Genomic DNA, 18,303 nt, shown 5'->3' on the forward strand with positions numbered 1-18,303 from the left:
TAAGAACACGGCAAAAGCTGTTTAAGTTTAATTTAAACATTTAATTTTAAGTAGTGGAGTGGGGGTGGGGTTGGGGGAGTGGGGGGAGTGGGGGGAGTGGGGGGAGTGGGGGGAGTGGGGGGAGTGGGGGGAGTGGGGGAGTTGGGGGAGTGGGGGGAGTGGGGGAGTAGGGGGAGTTGGGGGAGTGGGGGAGTGGGGGAGAAATTTCTTCCTTCTGAACTCCTGAATGGGTGCAGGACCTGCGCCCCTACCTCCTGATAGGGTGGCGTGGCGTTAGCTATACTCCTGTTCAATACTCCTGTTCAATACTCCTGTTCAATAAAATATCCTAGCAGTGTGTTATGTAAATAAACAGTCTGCTAGGAATAAGTAATATTGCTTGCCATGTTTGAGCGGATTAGTATTTAATTATTCACATAAAAATACTGTCCTACGGCTAACTACAATAAACAAAAAAGGTGTATAAATTGGTTAAGATAATTCATGGAAATGGTTAATTTGTGATTAAAATCAAAGTCCGAGATTGCTAACGGGTGTATTTTTTTTGGTAATCTAAACTGGCACTTTTAGGGTTTTTCATAGTCGTGACAACCCTGACTGTGGCAAAACAAGTGATTAAAGAGAATTTTATGGCGCTTATAGTTCAAAAATACGGTGGTACATCTGTTGGTTCAGTCGAACGGATTCAAGCTGTAGCAATGCGGGTTGAAAAAACTGTCAAAGCTGGAAATTCTGTTGTAGTAGTGGTTTCTGCAATGGGTAAAACCACTGACGGGTTAGTTAAACTAGCTAATGACATCTCTAAAACTCCTAGTCGTCGGGAAATGGATATGCTGCTTTCTACAGGGGAGCAAGTTACCATTGCTTTACTGAGTATGGCATTGCAGGAAATTGGTCAACCAGCAATTTCGATGACTGGCGCTCAGGTAGGGATTGTTACCGAAGCAGAACACAGCCGCGCCCGGATTTTACATATTGAAACTGAACGCTTAATGCGGCAAGTTAATGGCGGTAAAGTGGTTGTGGTTGCGGGATTTCAAGGAATTAGCAGTACAGAAGCATTAGAAATTACTACTTTGGGACGTGGTGGTTCTGACACTTCCGCCGTCGCCATAGCCGCTGCTATCGGGGCAGATTTTTGTGAAATTTATACAGATGTTCCGGGAATTTTAACTACAGATCCGCGTCTTGTTCCTGAAGCCCAATTATTGACAGAAATCACGAGTGATGAAATGCTGGAATTGGCTAGTTTAGGGGCGAAGGTATTACATCCCCGGGCTGTGGAAATTGCCCGCAATTATGGTGTTCCCCTGGTGGTACGGTCAAGTTGGACGGATCAGCCCGGAACTTGGGTAACTACGCCGTCAAGGCAAGATCGGGCGTTGGTAAATTTAGAATTGGCACGACCAGTGGATGCTGTGGAGTTTGATATTCAACAGGCTAAGGTGGCTTTATTGCGTGTTCCTGATAGACCAGGGATAGCCGCTCAGTTATTTGGGCAAATTTCCCAGGAAAATGTGGATGTGGATTTAATTATTCAGTCTATTCATGAAGGTAATACTAACGACATTGCTTTTACAGTAAATACTTCAATATTAAAACGGGCGGAAGCAGTATCATTGGCTATAGCACCGATATTTAAAAATCAGCATAGTTCAGATGAAGCGGAAGTAATGGTAGAAAAAGATACTGCTAAAGTGAGTATTGTCGGGGCGGGAATGATTGGTCGTCCGGGGGTAGCAGCGCAGATGTTTACAACTTTGGCGGAAGCTGGTGTGAATATTCAGATGATTTCTACCAGTGAAGTTAAGGTGAGTTGTGTGGTGGATATTGGGGATTGCGATCGCGCTATAGCTGCTTTGTGTCATACTTTTGAAATCAACTCTTCTTCTACTTCTCTCTCCTGTGCTGGGATTAAAGCCCCGGCGGTGCGTGGTGTCGCTTTAGACATGAACCAAGCCCGAATTGCGATTCGGCAAGTACCAAACAATCCGGGTATGGCTGCCAAATTGTTTGGATTTTTAGGGCAACATAACATCAGTGTGGATATGATTATTCAGTCCCAACGTTGTCGAATAGTAAATGGTGTTCCCGGAAGGGATATTGCCTTTACTGTGGCGAAAATGGATGCAGAAAATGCTCAACAGAAATTAAAAGCAGTTGCCAAAGAATTTGATTGGGGTGAGGTAGTATTAGATCAGGCGATCGCTAAAGTTAGTATCGTTGGTTCTGGGATGGTAGGACAACCGGGCATAGCCGCCAAAATGTTTACAGCCTTAGCTAAAAATCACATCAACATTCAAATGATAGCCACTTCAGAGATTAAAATTAGTTGTGTTGTCGGACAGGATGAAGGTGTCAAAGCATTACAAGTTATTCATTCAGCTTTTGATTTAGCTGGAAGTGAAAAATTTGTAGTTCCAGCGTGAAAATACCCAACCTGATTTTTCTCCTCATTGCAGCATTTGCAGAAATCTCCGGTTGCTACAGTTTTTGGGCATGGTTAAGATTAGGAAAAAGCATCCTTTGGGTAATTCCGGGAATTTTCGCTTTGATCATCTTTGCTGTGTCCCTAACTAAAGTAGATGCCGATAATGCTGGCAGAGTTTATGCTGCCTATGGGGGAATTTATATCCTTTCATCCTTGCTGTGGTTATGGCTATTTGAAGGAGTAAAACCGAATAGATGGGATTTATCAGGTGTGATATTTTCCCTTTTGGGAACGGTAATTATTTTATGCGGTTCACATAGATAAATGAACAGAATAATTAACCGCAGATAAACACAGATAAACGCGGATGAATTAATGGATTCGTCTCGTTCCCAGTCTCTGACTGGGAATGAATTCTAGAAGGCTCTGCCTTCAATGATATTAGAGGCAGAGCCTCATCAACTGCATTCCTAGTCAGAGACTAGGAACGAGATGTGGTAGAGATTTGAGATTAAGTTGACACATATCAGCTTTTGCTTTACCCCTAGGTTTAGAATCAAACAATCAAGCCATTTTGAGTATATATCGAGTATATTATAGCCTCCTCCTCGCTTGCGAGGGTGCTGGGGTTCTTATAGCTGACTGAATAAAAAAACGCTGTATCTCTCATTAATAAGATTTACCATCACTACCAAAGTATTCTCGGTAAGCACAAACTTGATTATCTCGAATATCAAAAGCAATTGCAACCCGATTTTTATAAGGATTACCAAATAAGTTACCTTCATCCCGAAATTCAAAAATCACTGTTTTTTCATTGCTAGTAATATTGTCTAAAGAGGTAATCTTAATTCCTAGTTGGAAGGACTCAGAAACATATTCAAAAAACTCCTTTGCTCGTTTTTTACCTACATTTAAACCGTGAAATTTTCCCATAGGAAACCAAAAGGTAAAATCATCTGTCAGCATATCTAAAAATGCTTGCCAATTACCAGTTTCTAAACCTTGCACAAAATACCCAAATGCCTGATTAGCGACATTTAAGGTGCGTTCTGATTGTGTAGTCATCTATCTATTCCTAATTTTTGATTTTTTGATAAATTACCATGCCAAAAGTGTGGTAATTAAAATGATGCCAAATTATGCCAGTCTGCGTTTAACTTCCTCTGGTAAATCTGCCAAAGCTACTTCTATTTGTTCACCACTTTGTAAATCTTTCAATGATGATTTTTGTGCGGCGGCTTCTTCTGAACCAATAATTACACAAAACCTAATTCCCAGTTTATCAGCGGCTTGAAATTGTTTACCCAATGGCTTTTTATCAAAATTAGTTACAACATTAATTCCTGCTTGTCTTAATTGTTGTGATACTTGTAAATAAACAGGCATTAAATCCTCTTGCATATTTACTACTACCACCTGAGTGGGAGTTGCCGGTAACGTATTCAAAATACCCGCTTTTAATAACCGACTAATTAAGCGAGTTAAACCAATAGAAATACCCACACCAGGCATTTTTTCACCAATAAACATTCCCACTAATTCTTCATATCTGCCACCAGAACAAATACTCCCCAAAGCTGCATGACCTAATAAAGTAGTTTCGTAAACAGTGCCAGTATAATAATTTAAACCACGAGCAATAGATAAATCAATACAGAAACGTTTATCAGCAACTCCTAAATTTCTCACTCCATTAATTACAGTTTCTAATTCAGTAACCCCTAAATTAAATTGTTCTGCATCTGGCAAACTTTCAGCCAGGTGTTTAAGTTTATCTAAAACATCATCAATGCTGCCATCAATTTTCACAAACTCAATAATTTTTTCCGTTTGTTCTGAGGAAATACCTTCTGTCTCTAATTCTTGTTTAACTTTAGCTTCGCCAATTTTCTCCAAATTATCAATAATACTAATACAGGTTTTAATTTGGTTTTCAGTAACTCCTACTGATTGAAAAAAACCTGTGAGGATTTTGCGGTTATTAATACGAATGACAAAATCACCAATATTAATTTTTTCAAATATTTCCGTGATAATTGCCGGCATTTGGGCATCATAAAGTAAACTTAGTTTACCACGAGCAACCACATCAATATCACATTGTCGAAACTGCCGAAACCGTCCATCTTTTGCCCGTTCACCCCGAAATACCATGTCCGTTTGATAACGAGCAAAAGGAAAAGTTAATTCATTTAAGTGACGGGCAATATACGCAGCAAGAGGAACAGTTTGATCAAATTTTAAAGCCCTGGCTTCTGAACCAGTTTCTCCAGATTTATCCTTTTCTGCTTGGCGATTTGGTGGTAAAATTGGCTCAATACCATAAATAATATTGTCACCTTGATTACCTTTAGCTTGCAGGACTTCTAACCTTTCCACTGCTGGAGTTTCAATAGGTGTAAAACCATAACTTTCAAAAACCTGACGAATAATATCTAGTAAATATACTTCTAGACGCTTTTCGCTAGGTAAAAATTCAGGAAACCCGCTAGGAGTAGAAAAGTTAATTTTGTCACTTTTAGTCATTTTTTTACCTTAATAAATGGGAAATTAATTACAGACTATTATAAGGAAGAACGCCGAAAACCCTTGAAAATGTGGGTGACTCAGGAAGCCACATTTGGGCTTTAGACAAGGGATTACCGCAAGGCGGAAGTCAAAAGTCAAAAGTCAAAAGTCAAAATGAAGACAGTATAGGCTTTTGGAGGATTTAGAATGGTTGGTTTATTTACGCCGTTTTGTACTAGAGGCAGGATAAATCCTGCATTGATTTTAATCCATATTCGTGATACAACTATATTGTCACTAAAGACATAAAAAGCTACCGAGGGACTCTCGGAAAGTTACGCTTGTCAGATATGATTTCGCCCGCCAGGGCCAACGAAATCAGGGCAAGAACCCAAATATTTAAGGCAGTGCCTGAAACTGGGATAACTGAGGGATATAGACTGAAACTCTCTATAGAATCTCCGCGTCTTTAGACCGGAGAGTGTCAACCAATAAGTAAGTGGGCGTTAAAAAGTATAATATAAACCTAACCCCCCAACCCCCTTCCCTGGTAGGAAAGGGGGAGTCAAAGCCTCTCCCCTACTAGGGGAGAGGTTTGGAGAGAGGTTTTATATTTAATTGTGCCAAGCTACTTAGGGTTTGCTGAAAAAGTTGTCTGTGAGGGCTAGAAGTATGGCTAACGCTACGCTATCAGGAGGTAGGGGCGCAGGGCTTGCGCCCATTCGGGAGTATGGCTAACGCCACGCTGCGTTATCAGGAGGATTTAGAAGAAGTTAGAAGTAATATCAAGTCTGGAAAATTGAGCGATTTTTGATGCTATATTCGATTTTATTGTGTTCACCTACTTACCCAGCTTCTATACCCCTACTCTTCATTATTAAACCACCAAGGGTCTTTATCAAAGTTAGTTTTAATCAAAAAGGCTTTTTTTCGCATAAAGCGTTTAAAGGCAGCTTTGCCCATGCGTGAACCTCCCAAACCAGAAAATTTAAAGGAGTTTTTCTCTCCTTCGTGCATCATAGCTGTTAAACCTGCATCATTAATACTAATAGCACCTACATCTATTTGCATACCAATTTCTAATGCTAACTCTTCTGATTCAGAAAATATAGCAGCACTTAATCCATAAATAGAATCATTAGCTAAATTTATCGCTGCTTCTATATTAGCAAAAGGCATAATCGGCATAATTGGACCAAATGTTTCTTCAGTCATGACTTTCATAGAATGATCAACTTCAGTCATAACCGTAGGACGACACCACCAACCTCCACCTAATTCTTCTACTTTACCACCAGAGTGAATTACTGCACCTTTGGCAACAGCATCTAACAGATGATCATTAATAATAGCCGCTTGTTTTTCACAAATAATTGGACCAATTTCACCACTTTCAATAGTTGGATATGCCAATTTCAATTCATGAGCTTTAGTGACTAATTGATGATAAAATTCTTCAAATATAGATTCAGCAACATAAATTCTTTCAATTGATAAACAGGACTGTCCAGAGTTCACAACAGAACCCCACAAAATTGCTGAGGTTGCTAAATCTAAATCTGCTGATTCTAAAACAATAGCTGGGTCTTTTCCACCTAATTCTAAGAAAGCAGGAATAAATTTTTGGGCTGCCGATTCTGCCACTAACCGCCCAGTTTCTACACTACCTGTAAAACAAATTAAATCTACATCTTCTATTAAATCTGCTCCTGTTTGTCCTGCTCCTTCAACAAAGTTTAAAACATCACGTAATTGAGGAATTGTATTGATTGTAGTCATCAAGGGAGCAACAAATCGGGGAGTGATTTCACTGGGTTTAACTATTACAGCACAACCCGCTAGTAAAGCCGGAATCGTATCAATTGTAGATAACAATAGGGGGAAATTCCAAGGACTAATTACGCCAACCAGAGGATAAGGAACAGCCATTTGTTGTAAAGCAATAAAAGGAATAGATGTATTTTTTGCTGTCCCTTGTATTAATTGTGGAGCTAAATTACACCATTTATCAATACTAGAAATAAATGAATCCACCTCTGTCACTGATGTTGATAATCTTCCAGTATCACTGACTAAAGCTTCTATTAATTGTGTTCGGTCTGATAATATAGCTTGTTTCCATGCTTTTAAAGCGGCAATTCTGCCTTCAATTCCTAATTTTTGCCAGATAATTTGTCCTCTCCGCAAACGGTGACATTGCTGGGAAAGTAATTTTGGTGGCGGAGGAACGATGACATAATCAAATTTACCTGTGCGGGGGTTGCGGACTTCTATTGGTTTACTCATTTGTGATTAATTTAAATTTTATCTCTCGCAAAGGCGCAAAGGCGCAAAGGAAGAAATACCGTAAGCTTCCGAAAACGTTTTTACAGTATTTATTGTATTCTCAAAATAGTCCATTTATAGTTATTTGTATGTCTGCTGCTCAAAAACTGCGTGAATTATTGGCACGTCCTGAAATTATCGTTATTCCTGGTGTTTATGATTGTTTGAGTGCAAAATTGGTAGAAAAGGCGGGTTTTGATGTCGCTGCTACCAGTGGTTTTGGGATTGCTGCTTCTACCTTGGGTTTACCTGACTATGGTTTTCTCACTGCTACAGAAAATTTATCCACTGTCGGGAGAATAGCTCAGTCAATTAATATACCCTTGATTGCTGATTGTGATACGGGCTACGGTAACGCTTTAAATGTGATGCGAACTGTAAAAGATGCGGTGCAGTTGGGTTTAGCTGGGATTATTTTAGAAGACCAAGAATGGCCGAAGAAATGCGGACATTTTGCAGGTAAACGGGTGATTTCGATGACAGAACACGCGGGAAAAATCCGGGCTGCGGTGGAAGCACGTGGTGATAGCGATTTGGTCATTATAGCCCGAACTGATGCCCGTGCGCCTTTGGGGTTGGAGGAAGCCATTGCTCGTGGTCAATCATACATCAATGCTGGTGCAGATGTCTTGTTTGTGGAAGCTCCTCAATCTGTGACAGAGTTGGAAATTATAGCCGCTGCTTTTCCTGATGTGCCGCAATATTTAGCTGTGGAAAAGGAGTATAAGGAATAAATTATTCATTACTTCTCTGGTTGAAACTTGATGAATAATGAATTATATTAAAAATAATGCAATATAATACTGTGCATTATTGAGGTAATTTCATGAGTACCACGAGTTTTCGGCTTGATGATGACTTACAAGAGAAACTTGATACCACTGCTAACCGAATTAAGCGTTCTAAAGGTTGGATAATTAATGATGCTCTCCGTCGGTATATTGAGCAGGAAGAACTTAAACAAAGGATGTTTGAAGAAACTCAAGAAGCGATCGCTGATATTGAAGCCGGTCGTGTAGTATCAGGAGAAGAGGTGATGAAATGGTTGGAAACTTGGGGAACTGCTGCGGAAACAATTATCCCTAACTTCGTTAAATAGCCCAAAAAATCATCTGCGTTTATCTGCGTTTATCTGCGTTTGAATTACTCCATAAGTTATAATCTATTTAAAGAAAGTCAATTAAATGAAGAAAACCTAAATTATGGTAACACTAGAAGAGGCAATTTCAACTGTTAATCAACTTCCTCTTGAACAAAGAGAAATGTTATTAGAAATTATTAAAAATCAAATGATTGAATCTCGTCGTGAAGAAATTGCTGAAGATGCAAAAAAAGCAATTTCAGCTTTTCAGCAAGGAGAATTAAAACCTCAATCTATGGAGAGTATTATTGTTGAATTACAAGCAAGTTTAACGGTCTGATACCTTATTTATTTGTGAAAAAGTGATCGATCATTTGTTTCTACTTCCGTTAAATCCAAAATCGTCATCATTACATTTAATTTAATATCACGCTTCCGGTTCAATCCCCAAAGCCCGCAACTGTGCAGCTAAACGATCGCTTTTTTGACGTTCTAGTTCGGCTCTTTCATCACCATTCAACAACAAATTACCTTGGGAATCCCACCAACGCAGCCAAGGTAGTTCCATAGCCAGATACTCACCTTGCCATAAACCTAACTCCACATCCATAGGTTTAATTGGATAATGTCCCCGTTCATTTGCTGGTAATAACTGATATTGTCCACCAGTTAATTCATAAACTTCAAGACGGGCTTTCCTAACTTCATAAATGCCATAAAAAGCAGGGCGAATTACCTGTTCATAAATCCAAAATTTACCTTTCCAAGGAGTTTTATCTCTTTCTTCACTACCATTTCCAGAGACAAATTCTAAAACAATTAACGGGGCAATGTACTCTTGCCAAAGGACATAAGATCGCCGTATTTGCCCATTTAAGGTAGGGGGTACATTGGGGACATAAAACCAATCTGGAGCTTCTGCACCCCGTTCTGCTGGGTCAGTCATCCGCCAGTAGATACCGCTATCTTGACCTATGGCATATTGTCCGTCTGGATGGCGTTTTTGTAATACTTGTTGAATGGAGTCTGTCAGTAGATTGCTTTGAGGATGCTCCTGAAAATTTTTCACAAATGTACCGTCCGACTCTGGTAGTTGGGTATGATCTGGAAGAGAGGTTTCTGGGTAAGGGCGTAAGTCTTGATCTTCCTGGATATCAGTTGTAAAAGTCATTATGTCCTCCTGCTGGTGTGAGGTTTATTCTAGTTTAGCAAAATTAGTAAGGATTGCGACGAATCCTTAACTCAAAGTCCAAATAATATTACGCTTCCGGTTCAACTCCCAAAGCCCGTAATTGTGCAGTCAAACGATTCGCTCTTTCTTCACCGGTTAATAATAAATTACCTTGCAAATCCCACCACCGCAACCAAGGTAAATCCATAGCCAGATATTCACTTTGCCATAAACCCAACTCAACACCCATAGATGTAATCGGATAATGTCCCCGTTCATTTGCTGCTAATAACTGATATTGTCCACCAATTAATTCATAAACTTCTATACTGGCTTTATTTACTTCATAAATGCCGTAAAAAGGAGTACGAATTACCTGCTCATAAATCCAAAATTTACCTTTCCAAGGAGTTTTATCTCGTTCTTCTGCACCATTCCCCGAAACAAATTCTAAAACAATTGATGGAGCAATAAATTCTTGCCAAAGGACATAGGAGCGTCGGGTTTTACCATTTAAGGTAGGTGGTACACTGGGAACATAGAACCAGTCTGGTGCTTCTGCACCTTTCTCAGGTGGTTCAGTAATACGCCAATAAATGCCTAAATCTTGTCCAATAAAATATTGACTATCAGGATAAAGTTTTTGTAATACTGGTTTGATAGAATCAGTTAGTAGAATACTTTGGGGATGTTCTTGCCAATTTTTCACAAACGTGCCGTTAGAATCTGGCAGTTGGGTATGATCTGGAAGAGAGGTTTCTGGATAAGGGCGTAAGTCTGAATCTTCCTGGATATCAGTTGTAAAAGTCATTATGTCCTCCTGCTGGTGTGAGGTTTATTCTAGTTTAGCAAAATTAGCAATATTTAGAGACAACGACTGAATTTAAATATACGTGATCTCAAAACCCTTGTAGAGAGGTTCCATGGAACGTCTCTACTAAATTCATAATTTAAGCTGTTTTTCTTCCTAATTAACTTTCCCCACCCCCGCTAAATCCAAAATCGGTGCAATCAAATCTTCCCGTTTCACCGCCATAATATGCACACCCTGACATAATCCCCGCGCAGTTTGCACTTGTTCGGCGGCAATTTTCATGCCTTCTTCTAGAGGATGTTTCGCTTTTGCTAATCTCTCAATAATGTGTTCAGGAATATTCACGCCGGGAACAGCTTTATTAATAAACTGGGCATTTTTTGCCGATTTCAAGAGAAAAATTCCTGCCAAAATTGGTTTATTGTAACCACAGGCAATTTTATTCATGAACTTTTCTAATATTTCAAAATCAGTAATTAATTGACTTTGAAAAAATTGCGCTCCGGCTGCTATCTTCTTTTCAAAGCGACTTTGCAAACCTGACCAACTTTTCGATTGAGGATCTACTGCTGCACCTGCAAATAAATCTAATGCACCATCAGTGAGGGGTTTTTCATTAAAATCAAAACCCTGATTCATGTTTCTAATTAACTGCAATAGCCGCACAGCTTCCAAATCAAAAACGGCTTTTGCTTGAGGATGATCACCGGCTTTTACAGGGTCGCCAGTTAATGCTAAGATGTTGCGGATACCCAAAGCATGAGCGCCCATTAAATCTGCTTGTAATCCAATTCTATTGCGATCGCGGCAAGCAAACTGACAAATCGGTTCAATGCCATTTTGCAATAAAATCACCGAGGCTACCAAGGAAGACATCCGCATTACGGCACGGCTACCATCAGTAATATTGACAGCATGAACCCTTCCCTTAAGAGTCGCCGCCATTTCGATGGTATGGATAGGATCTCCGCCCTTGGGAGGTGCAACTTCGGCGGTAATTAAAAAGTCACCCTTTTGGGCGGCTGTGCGGAAGTTGTTAAAAGCACTAAAGCTATAAGTATCCGGCATAGTTCAAATTTATCTTGAGGTTTTCTTAAAGAGTAAAACGAATTACACATTAAAGACTAAACCTTAGTTATATATTACTCACTCAGATATCTTTTTCAGATCCCCGACTTCTCAAAGAAGTCGGGGTTCTAACTTCTGTAAAAAATTACAACGGAACAGTGAAACCCAAAGCCGCTTTCACATCTGCTAGAGTAGAGTTAGCGATCGCTCTGGCTTTCTCCCCACCATCCCGCAACACTGACTCTAAATAACCCTTATCCGCCATTACCTCCTGATATTTGTCCTGAATCGGCTTTAAAGCATGAATCGCCGTTTCTGTCAATAAAGGTTTGAACTGTCCCCAACCCATATCTGCACATTCAATCGCTACCTCTTCCTTAGTTTTTCCAGCCAGCAGCGTATACAGTGTCAATAAATTATGGCATTCTGGGCGTTCTGAATCATCAAAGGTTAAACCCTTCACCAAATCAGTTTTACAGCGTTTAATCTTCTTAGTAATCTCCTCTGGAGAGTCTAAAATATTAATTCGGCTCAATTCTGAAGGATCTGATTTTGACATTTTCCTTGTCCCATCTGTCAAACTCATTACCCTTGCACCTTCCTTTCTAATCAAAGGATCTGGTAATTTTAATACAGGTGCTTTTTTGGCAAATTGGTGATTAAACCGATTAACAATATCCCTTGTTAGTTCTAAATGTTGCTTTTGGTCTTCACCCACTGGCACTTTATCAGCTTGATAAAGGAGAATATCCGCCGCCATGAGTACGGGATAATCTAATAAACCAACACCGACATTTTCCCCTTGTTTAACGGCTTTTTCCTTAAACTGAATCATATCTTGCAACCAGTTCAGGGGGGTAATGCAATTTAGCAACCAAGTGAGTTCACTGTGTGCGGAAACGTGGGACTGAACAAAGATATGAGAGTGTTGTAAATCAATACCACAAGCTAAATATAAAGCAGCAATCTTGTAAGTATCAGCCGCTAAAGTGGCGGGATTATGCGGTACAGTGATAGCGTGTAAATCTACCACACAAAAGAAATTTTCATACTGGTCTTGAATTTCTACCCAGTTGCGAATCGCACCTAAATAGTTACCTAAGTGTAAGTTACCAGTTGGTTGAACTCCCGACAAAACGCGCTGTTTACCCATAATTATCCGTTATTTATCTCCTCTTCCCCGCTTTGTAAATGGGGCGGTTACAAGACTCATTTTAGTAGTCATTGGGAGTGATTGGGGATTAGTGATGAGGTTATTAAGAGACTTCCAAGAAATAAATTATCCTAAGAAACGAACCACAGAGGCACAGAGTACACAGAGAGAGAATTTCTGCATCAGTTTTGGGACATTTTTTTATTTGGAAGTCTCTAAAAGCATATTTCCTCTTTTTCCGACTTTTGCCAGAAGTTTCTACAATTACCAGGTAAGCGGAAAACTCAGTTATGCAACTAAATAAGTAGGATCAATTTGGAAAAAAATAGCTAAATCTTGAATTTGTTTTTCTGTTAATTGGCGTTTACCATTAAAAATATCTAAAACTATTAACTCACTTTCTAAGATAGAAGCTAAATCTTTTGGTTGCAGATTAGATTCTTCTAACAAAGCTTGAAGGAGTGCTATACCTGTTAAGGTAGGTATTATTTCATGTTGTTGTTCATAATCATAAACAAGAGTAGCAAGAACCTTCAGATAGTCTCGATCATCTTGTGTAATATTTTGTTGATCTAAAATAGAATTAATTTGATTTTGAGTAGCAATTAATTCATCTTCATTGGTAATTGGTCGAGGAGGAAATGTGGTAATTAGTTTTATATAGTAGTTACTAGGAATTTTTAAACCACTCGTCATTTTTCCAATTCTCCTTATCGTATTCAGCATGAGTGAGTACAGCACGTATAAATAAGAGTTGATACTCATAATCTATATAGGTTATCAAACGATAATGATTACCTTTGATATTAAAAACAGTAAAGTTACCAACTAAATCTGCTGATGGAAAAATTTGTCTGACATCATTAAACTTTTCCAATTGAGAATCAGATATACGTTGATACCATAGTAAAAGTCCTGATTCTGCTAGGGAGTGCTTTTCCCAAAAGTCCCTAAGTATTTTTTTGCTAATAACACGCATCAATTTAAGAAAATAATATTATAACCATTTTCAAGTAAATTTACCAAATATTTTATCTCAGATTTCAGACGTAAATAAATTTTGTTTGCTGAACTGTAATTTATCTTTACCTTATCTATTTCTTTTCTTAAATATAAAACTAAAAGAATCTGTACCTCCAGAGAGATAAAAACCAACTGACCTAACTTTTATAGTTCAAATTAAATAGGTTTTGATCAAAAACAACTCAGGGAAATATACTTAATGAAAGCTTTATTAATCTGGCCGATAATGCCTAATTCTTTTTGGTCTTATCAGGAAACCATTGATTTAGCTGGGTTACGATCTACGAATCCCCCATTAGGGTTAATCACGGTGGCAGCAATGTTACCGAGTGATTGGGAATTCAGATTGAGCGATCGCAATGTCCGTCTAGAAACAGATGCAGATTGGGAATGGTGCGATATAGTCATCATTTCTGCAATGATCATTCAACAACAGGATTTTGGTGAATTAATTAGAAAAGGTAAGGCATTAGGTAAAAAAGTGGCAGTGGGTGGACCATTTGCCACATCTGTACCAGAATTTGTTCTTGAAGCCGGCGCAGATTATTTAATTTTAGATGAAGGGGAAATTACTATTCCCATGTTTGTAGAGGCTTTAGAAAAGGGAGAAGAGAAAGGGATTTTTCGCGCTACAGAAAAACCCGATGTCACCACAACTCCCCTACCTCGATTTGATTTATTAGACTTAAATGCTTATATAGCCATGACGGTGCAATTTTCCCGGGGTTGTCCATTCCAATGTGAATTTTGCGATATTATTACCCTTTTCGGTCGCAAACCCCGGACAAAAACCCCAGAACAAATCCTCGCAGAATTAGATGCTTTGTATCAGATGGGTTGGTGGCGTTATGTATTTATAGTTGATGATAACTTTATTGGCAATAAACGCAATGCTAAGGTCTTTTTAAGAGCATTAATTCCCTGGATGGAAGAACGTAATTATCCTTTTGCATTATTAACAGAAGCTTCTTTAAATTTAGCAGAAGATGACGAATTACTAGAACTAATGGTAAAAGCTGGGTTTGTGCAGGTATTCATGGGAATTGAAACCCCTGATGTAGATAGTTTAGTCGGAATTAACAAACCACAAAATACCCGCAATTCCTTAGTTGAATCCTGCCATAAAATTACTAAAGCCGGATTACAAATTATGTCTGGTTTTATCTTAGGATTTGATGGTGAAAAACCAGGTGCAGGTAAACGGATTCAAGAGTTTGTAGAAGCAACTTGTATTCCCCAAGCCCATCTTAACTTATTGCAAGCATTACCCAATACAGCCATGTGGACTCGCTTGCAAAAAGAAGGACGGTTAAGGGATGGTTTAGGTGAATTTGTGGGTTCTCAAAAAGCCTTAATGAATTTTGTTCCCACTCGGCCAATGTCGGAAATTGCCGAGGAGTTTGTTGATGCTTTTTGGAATTTATATGAACCCATGCCCTACCTAAAACGGACTTTCCGGCATTTTATGATGATGGAAGGTTGGCGGGCTAAATATGAAAGAAATTTAACAAAACCAGAGTTTCAATTTTTAATGTCTATTTGTTGGCGACAGGGAATTTTGCGTTCTACACGGTTTGTTTTTTGGTGGCAATTAATAGTAATGGCATGGAGTAAACCTCATCTATTATATGATTATTTAATTGCCCTGGGTACAGGTGAACATTTTTTCAAGTTCCGTCATGAAGTCAGGGCAGAAATAGAATCAGAATTGACAGAATTTCAGCAACAAGAACAAGAACAAAAAGTAATAAGTCTACAATTAGAACCTGTAAGTAAGTAAGTAAGTAAGTAAGTAAGTAATCAATACCTTGTCCATTTTTGGTACCTCCCCCACCCCCCCACCTCCCCTACCTCCCCACCTCCCCCACCTCCCCCACCCCCCCTACTATCTTTTAAGCAGATGTCTCCGCAGATGATCTAAGGCTGCATTTGCACTCACATAACGAATTAAAGACCGTCCCCGAATTGTTCCGAAGCGATGTTCAAAACTGATTACTTCATTACCAGGACCAGCTAAACCAATATAGACTAAACCCACTGGTTTGGTTTGGGTTCCCCCGGTTGGTCCAGCAATGCCTGTAATACTTAATCCCCAAGTGGTTGAAAGCCGATTTTTAACGCCAATAGCCATTTGTTCAGCTACTGTCGCACTTACCGCCCCAAATTCCTCTAAATCCTCTGGGTTGACTCCTAATAGTCCAACTTTGACAGAATTATCGTAGGCAATTACCCCACCCCAAAAGTAATCAGAACTACCAGAAATTTCCGTTAACATTTGCCCCAGTCCCCCACCAGTGCAAGATTCGGCTACAGATAGGGTTTCTCCCGCAGACTTTAATAAATTACCAACAACAGCAGCAAGGGTGTCATTGTCAATGCCATAATAATCTAAGCCAGCAATTTCTATTAGTTGTTTTTCAATGGGTGCAATTAAAGCTTCTGCGGTTGTTGCGTCTGTGGCTTTAGCAGAGATTCGCAGTCTGACCTCTCCCTTGCCTGCATAGGGGGCTACTGTGGGATTAGTTAAATTAAAGTAGGGGGCTACTTTTTCGGCTAAAGCAGATTCTCCAATTCCCCAAAATCTTAAACTGCGACTATAAATAATTTCCTTTCCCCAACCTTGACTTTTCAGAAAAGGTACTGCGGTTTCTGTCCACATTCGATACATTTCGCTGGGAACACCAGGGAAAGTAAAAATAGTTAATCCTGGACGGGGTTGCCAAATAATACCCGGCGCTGTTCCTGTAGGGTTGGGTAAAATTTCTGCACCTTGGGGAATTAAGGCTTGTTTGCGATTATTAGCGGACATTATTCGTCCCCGTTGGGCAAATTTTTCGGCTATATCTTCGACAATATCGGCTCGTTCTATGAGAGGAACGCCAAAAAAATCAGCGATAGTTTCGCAGGTGAGATCATCGGGTGTGGGTCCTAACCCACCTGTGAAAATGAGAATTTGTACTCTGGAAGCAGCAATTTCTATAACTTCTTTGAGTCGGTCTGGATTATCGCCAACGACGGTTTGATAGTAGTGAGGAATGCCTAACTGTGCTAATTGTTGAGCAAGATATTGGGCATTGCTGTTGAGGATATCTCCTAGCAGCATTTCTGTACCAACGCAAATAATTTCTGCACTCATGGGGGTTAAAAAGGAATTAGGAATAGGAATCTAGGAAGAACTGGTGATATTAAATACTCGCTTGAATTTTGCTTATTTCTGTACATAAATTTAATAAGTATTATAAAATTAAAGATAACGGTTTTAACACGATATTTTCAAAATATAAACTATGAATATTTGGGTGAATGAACAAATTGATCCTTCTGGACTGATTCACGCCTGTATTGCCTCTTGTGATGAATCTCAGGCTAGAGATTGTCATGAGTCGTTTAAGACTAATCTCACGAACTCTCAAAAGGCAGAGGGCTGGATTGCAAAATTACGAACAGTCAAATCTTGGGATGATGTGCCAGTTAATGCTTTAAAACTTGATTAATTAGAGTGTGCTGTCTGGAAAAAAGGGCGATACTTGTGATGAGGTAGACAAAGCCCCAATCTAATCCTGTCTATTAATTGATAGGATGGGTGGTAATAAGTAGGTGAACGGAAAAAACCGAAATATGTAACGAAAAGTAAAATCGCTCAAATCCTCTTCACTCTTGCCTCTTGCCTCTTGCCTCTTCACTCTTGCCTTGCCATAACGACGATCTTTAATGCTAACCTACTTATTTGCGTTAATATTCTGAAGTTTCCAGTTACCATTCTAAATTCCATGCAGCATGAGACTCAACTTAGTTTATTTGATAACTCCAGCTTAAACCAAAGAGAGCTAATTACTACAAGTAATAAAATTCCCATTCCGCCGGGAACTTATGAGAATGTAGAGGAATTGACAAAACATTGCAATGGCTGTCAGCGTTGTGCGTTAGCCCAAAACCGGACTCATGCTGTGGTTGGGCGTGGTAATCTCCAAGCCGATATTATGATTATTGGAGAAGCACCGGGGAAAAATGAGGATGAAACAGGTTTACCATTTGTGGGTAGATCAGGACAATTACTAGAAAGTATCTTAGCTTCGGTAAATTTAAGTACGGAAACAGATATATATATTGCCAATATTTGTAAGTGTAGACCACCGGAAAACCGTGTACCGACTAATGAAGAGGCTGCTGCTTGTAAACCATATTTATTTGAGCAGATTCGCCTGGTTGACCCAAAAATTATCTTATTAACAGGTGCAACTTCTGTGAAGGGTGTGATTGGTGATAACCGTCCGATTACTAAAATTCGTGGTCAATGGTTGGAGTGGGAAGGGCGCTTATGTATGCCTATTTTTCATCCCTCTTACTTGTTGCGTAATCCTTCACGGGAAAAAGGAAAGCCGAAATGGCTAATGTGGCAAGATATACAGGTGGTTCGGGCTAAGTTTGATGAGTTGACAAACTCTATTTAGGGTTTGCTGAAAAAGTTAAGTAATTGGACAAAAATATTTACAGTCATTGCGAGGGAAGGGAAGCAATCACAACCCTGGCGATTGCTTCATTTCACTTCGTTCCCTATGGCTAACGCCACGCCACGCTTACGCAATAACATTGTGTAATTAATTCTATCTCACTACTTATTAGAGTAAACAAATCACCAAATGGTGATAACAAATATACAGTTAGATCCAAAAATGCGATCGCCCTTTACAAAGATATATCAAGCTCAAGCCCAACGCTACTATCA

At 39.3% G+C, this 18,303-nt stretch carries 17 protein-coding genes and 1 pseudogene; 8 read left to right on the plus strand and 10 right to left on the minus strand.

The window, feature by feature from the left end:
• Window positions 1-629 precede the first annotated feature (629 nt).
• A complete protein-coding gene (locus NG743_RS17670) occupies window positions 630-2,429 on the plus strand; it encodes an aspartate kinase (protein ID WP_257120575.1) in 1,800 nt (599 codons plus the stop codon).
• Entirely contained in the window at window positions 2,426-2,755 is a 330-nt protein-coding gene (locus NG743_RS17675) for a YnfA family protein (protein ID WP_236630529.1), read from the plus strand. Before NG743_RS17670 ends, NG743_RS17675 begins: the two co-directional genes overlap by 4 nt.
• 345 nt (window positions 2,756-3,100) lie before the next feature.
• Here NG743_RS17675 and NG743_RS17680 read toward each other — a convergent pair whose 3' ends face one another.
• The 3 genes from NG743_RS17680 to NG743_RS17690 all read right to left on the minus strand — a co-directional run bounded on the left by NG743_RS17680 (window position 3,101) and on the right by NG743_RS17690 (window position 7,228).
• Window positions 3,101-3,499 (minus strand): nuclear transport factor 2 family protein, encoded by a 399-nt coding sequence (locus NG743_RS17680; protein ID WP_027402483.1) that lies wholly within the window; start codon window positions 3,497-3,499, stop codon window positions 3,101-3,103.
• 72 nt (window positions 3,500-3,571) lie between these two features.
• Entirely contained in the window at window positions 3,572-4,960 is a 1,389-nt protein-coding gene (hisS, locus tag NG743_RS17685; protein WP_257120576.1) for a histidine--tRNA ligase, read from the minus strand.
• Window positions 4,961-5,806: 846 nt separating this feature from the next.
• On the minus strand, window positions 5,807-7,228 hold the full coding sequence (locus NG743_RS17690) for an aldehyde dehydrogenase family protein (protein WP_193963482.1): 1,422 nt from the start codon (window positions 7,226-7,228) through the stop codon (window positions 5,807-5,809).
• 128 nt (window positions 7,229-7,356) lie between these two features.
• Here NG743_RS17690 and NG743_RS17695 point away from each other — a divergent pair.
• The 3 genes and pseudogenes from NG743_RS17695 to NG743_RS17705 form a co-directional block, all read left to right on the plus strand.
• Window positions 7,357-7,965, plus strand: a pseudogene (locus NG743_RS17695) (isocitrate lyase/PEP mutase family protein); the annotation flags it as partial.
• Window positions 7,966-8,093: 128 nt separating this feature from the next.
• Window positions 8,094-8,366 (plus strand): CopG family ribbon-helix-helix protein, encoded by a 273-nt coding sequence (locus NG743_RS17700; protein WP_027402480.1) that lies wholly within the window; start codon window positions 8,094-8,096, stop codon window positions 8,364-8,366.
• Between the two features lie 103 nt (window positions 8,367-8,469).
• Window positions 8,470-8,688: a hypothetical protein gene (locus tag NG743_RS17705; RefSeq protein ID WP_027402479.1), complete on the plus strand. Its 219-nt coding sequence runs from the start codon at window positions 8,470-8,472 to the stop codon at window positions 8,686-8,688.
• An 87-nt stretch (window positions 8,689-8,775) separates the two neighbouring features.
• Here NG743_RS17705 and NG743_RS17710 read toward each other — a convergent pair whose 3' ends face one another.
• The 6 genes from NG743_RS17710 to NG743_RS17735 all read right to left on the minus strand — a co-directional run bounded on the left by NG743_RS17710 (window position 8,776) and on the right by NG743_RS17735 (window position 13,533).
• Window positions 8,776-9,519: a Uma2 family endonuclease gene (locus tag NG743_RS17710; RefSeq protein ID WP_027402478.1), complete on the minus strand. Its 744-nt coding sequence runs from the start codon at window positions 9,517-9,519 to the stop codon at window positions 8,776-8,778.
• 88 nt (window positions 9,520-9,607) lie between these two features.
• The gene (locus tag NG743_RS17715) at window positions 9,608-10,330 is read right to left on the minus strand and encodes a Uma2 family endonuclease (RefSeq protein WP_257120578.1); all 723 of its coding nucleotides are present in this window, start codon (window positions 10,328-10,330) and stop codon (window positions 9,608-9,610) included.
• A gap of 156 nt (window positions 10,331-10,486) precedes the next feature.
• On the minus strand, window positions 10,487-11,401 hold the full coding sequence (locus NG743_RS17720; RefSeq protein ID WP_193963733.1) for a methylenetetrahydrofolate reductase: 915 nt from the start codon (window positions 11,399-11,401) through the stop codon (window positions 10,487-10,489).
• Window positions 11,402-11,546: 145 nt separating this feature from the next.
• Complete coding sequence (gene trpS / locus NG743_RS17725) at window positions 11,547-12,554, minus strand: tryptophan--tRNA ligase (RefSeq protein ID WP_053538137.1); 1,008 nt, start codon at window positions 12,552-12,554, stop codon at window positions 11,547-11,549.
• Window positions 12,555-12,842: 288 nt separating this feature from the next.
• On the minus strand, window positions 12,843-13,250 hold the full coding sequence (locus NG743_RS17730; protein WP_257120579.1) for a helix-turn-helix domain-containing protein: 408 nt from the start codon (window positions 13,248-13,250) through the stop codon (window positions 12,843-12,845).
• Entirely contained in the window at window positions 13,225-13,533 is a 309-nt protein-coding gene (locus NG743_RS17735; protein ID WP_053538135.1) for a type II toxin-antitoxin system HigB family toxin, read from the minus strand. Before NG743_RS17735 ends, NG743_RS17730 begins: the two co-directional genes overlap by 26 nt.
• A 243-nt stretch (window positions 13,534-13,776) precedes the next feature.
• Between NG743_RS17735 and NG743_RS17740 the strand changes: the two genes are divergently transcribed.
• On the plus strand, window positions 13,777-15,357 hold the full coding sequence (locus tag NG743_RS17740; RefSeq protein ID WP_027402474.1) for a B12-binding domain-containing radical SAM protein: 1,581 nt from the start codon (window positions 13,777-13,779) through the stop codon (window positions 15,355-15,357).
• A 105-nt stretch (window positions 15,358-15,462) separates the two neighbouring features.
• On the opposite strand, the gene NG743_RS17745 is transcribed toward NG743_RS17740, so the two are convergent.
• A complete protein-coding gene (locus tag NG743_RS17745) occupies window positions 15,463-16,713 on the minus strand; it encodes a competence/damage-inducible protein A (RefSeq protein WP_257120580.1) in 1,251 nt (416 codons plus the stop codon).
• Between the two features lie 151 nt (window positions 16,714-16,864).
• Here NG743_RS17745 and NG743_RS17750 point away from each other — a divergent pair, with 151 nt between their 5' ends.
• Window positions 16,865-17,071: a hypothetical protein gene (locus NG743_RS17750; RefSeq protein WP_053538132.1), complete on the plus strand. Its 207-nt coding sequence runs from the start codon at window positions 16,865-16,867 to the stop codon at window positions 17,069-17,071.
• A gap of 276 nt (window positions 17,072-17,347) precedes the next feature.
• The gene (locus tag NG743_RS17755) at window positions 17,348-18,028 is read left to right on the plus strand and encodes a uracil-DNA glycosylase (RefSeq protein WP_193964357.1); all 681 of its coding nucleotides are present in this window, start codon (window positions 17,348-17,350) and stop codon (window positions 18,026-18,028) included.
• Window positions 18,029-18,303 lie beyond the last annotated feature (275 nt).

It is taken from the genome of Dolichospermum heterosporum TAC447 (genome assembly GCF_024584745.1).
Classification (GTDB): domain Bacteria; phylum Cyanobacteriota; class Cyanobacteriia; order Cyanobacteriales; family Nostocaceae; genus Dolichospermum; species Dolichospermum heterosporum.

Excerpts from the sequence above, each read along its gene's own strand:
- NG743_RS17755 (WP_193964357.1), top strand. The coding sequence starts at position 17,348 with ATGCAGCATGAGACTCAACTTAGTTTATTTGATAACTCCAGCTTAAAC.
- NG743_RS17670 (WP_257120575.1), top strand. The coding sequence starts at position 630 with ATGGCGCTTATAGTTCAAAAATACGGTGGTACATCTGTTGGTTCAGTC.
- NG743_RS17710 (WP_027402478.1), bottom strand. The coding sequence starts at position 9,519 with ATGACTTTTACAACTGATATCCAGGAAGATCAAGACTTACGCCCTTAC.
- NG743_RS17730 (WP_257120579.1), bottom strand. The coding sequence starts at position 13,250 with ATGACGAGTGGTTTAAAAATTCCTAGTAACTACTATATAAAACTAATT.
- trpS (WP_053538137.1), bottom strand. The coding sequence starts at position 12,554 with ATGGGTAAACAGCGCGTTTTGTCGGGAGTTCAACCAACTGGTAACTTA.
- NG743_RS17690 (WP_193963482.1), bottom strand. The coding sequence starts at position 7,228 with ATGAGTAAACCAATAGAAGTCCGCAACCCCCGCACAGGTAAATTTGAT.
- NG743_RS17705 (WP_027402479.1), top strand. The coding sequence starts at position 8,470 with ATGGTAACACTAGAAGAGGCAATTTCAACTGTTAATCAACTTCCTCTT.
- NG743_RS17745 (WP_257120580.1), bottom strand. The coding sequence starts at position 16,713 with ATGAGTGCAGAAATTATTTGCGTTGGTACAGAAATGCTGCTAGGAGAT.
- NG743_RS17740 (WP_027402474.1), top strand. The coding sequence starts at position 13,777 with ATGAAAGCTTTATTAATCTGGCCGATAATGCCTAATTCTTTTTGGTCT.
- hisS (WP_257120576.1), bottom strand. The coding sequence starts at position 4,960 with ATGACTAAAAGTGACAAAATTAACTTTTCTACTCCTAGCGGGTTTCCT.
- NG743_RS17735 (WP_053538135.1), bottom strand. The coding sequence starts at position 13,533 with ATGCGTGTTATTAGCAAAAAAATACTTAGGGACTTTTGGGAAAAGCAC.
- NG743_RS17680 (WP_027402483.1), bottom strand. The coding sequence starts at position 3,499 with ATGACTACACAATCAGAACGCACCTTAAATGTCGCTAATCAGGCATTT.
- NG743_RS17700 (WP_027402480.1), top strand. The coding sequence starts at position 8,094 with ATGAGTACCACGAGTTTTCGGCTTGATGATGACTTACAAGAGAAACTT.
- NG743_RS17715 (WP_257120578.1), bottom strand. The coding sequence starts at position 10,330 with ATGACTTTTACAACTGATATCCAGGAAGATTCAGACTTACGCCCTTAT.
- NG743_RS17720 (WP_193963733.1), bottom strand. The coding sequence starts at position 11,401 with ATGCCGGATACTTATAGCTTTAGTGCTTTTAACAACTTCCGCACAGCC.
- NG743_RS17750 (WP_053538132.1), top strand. The coding sequence starts at position 16,865 with ATGAATATTTGGGTGAATGAACAAATTGATCCTTCTGGACTGATTCAC.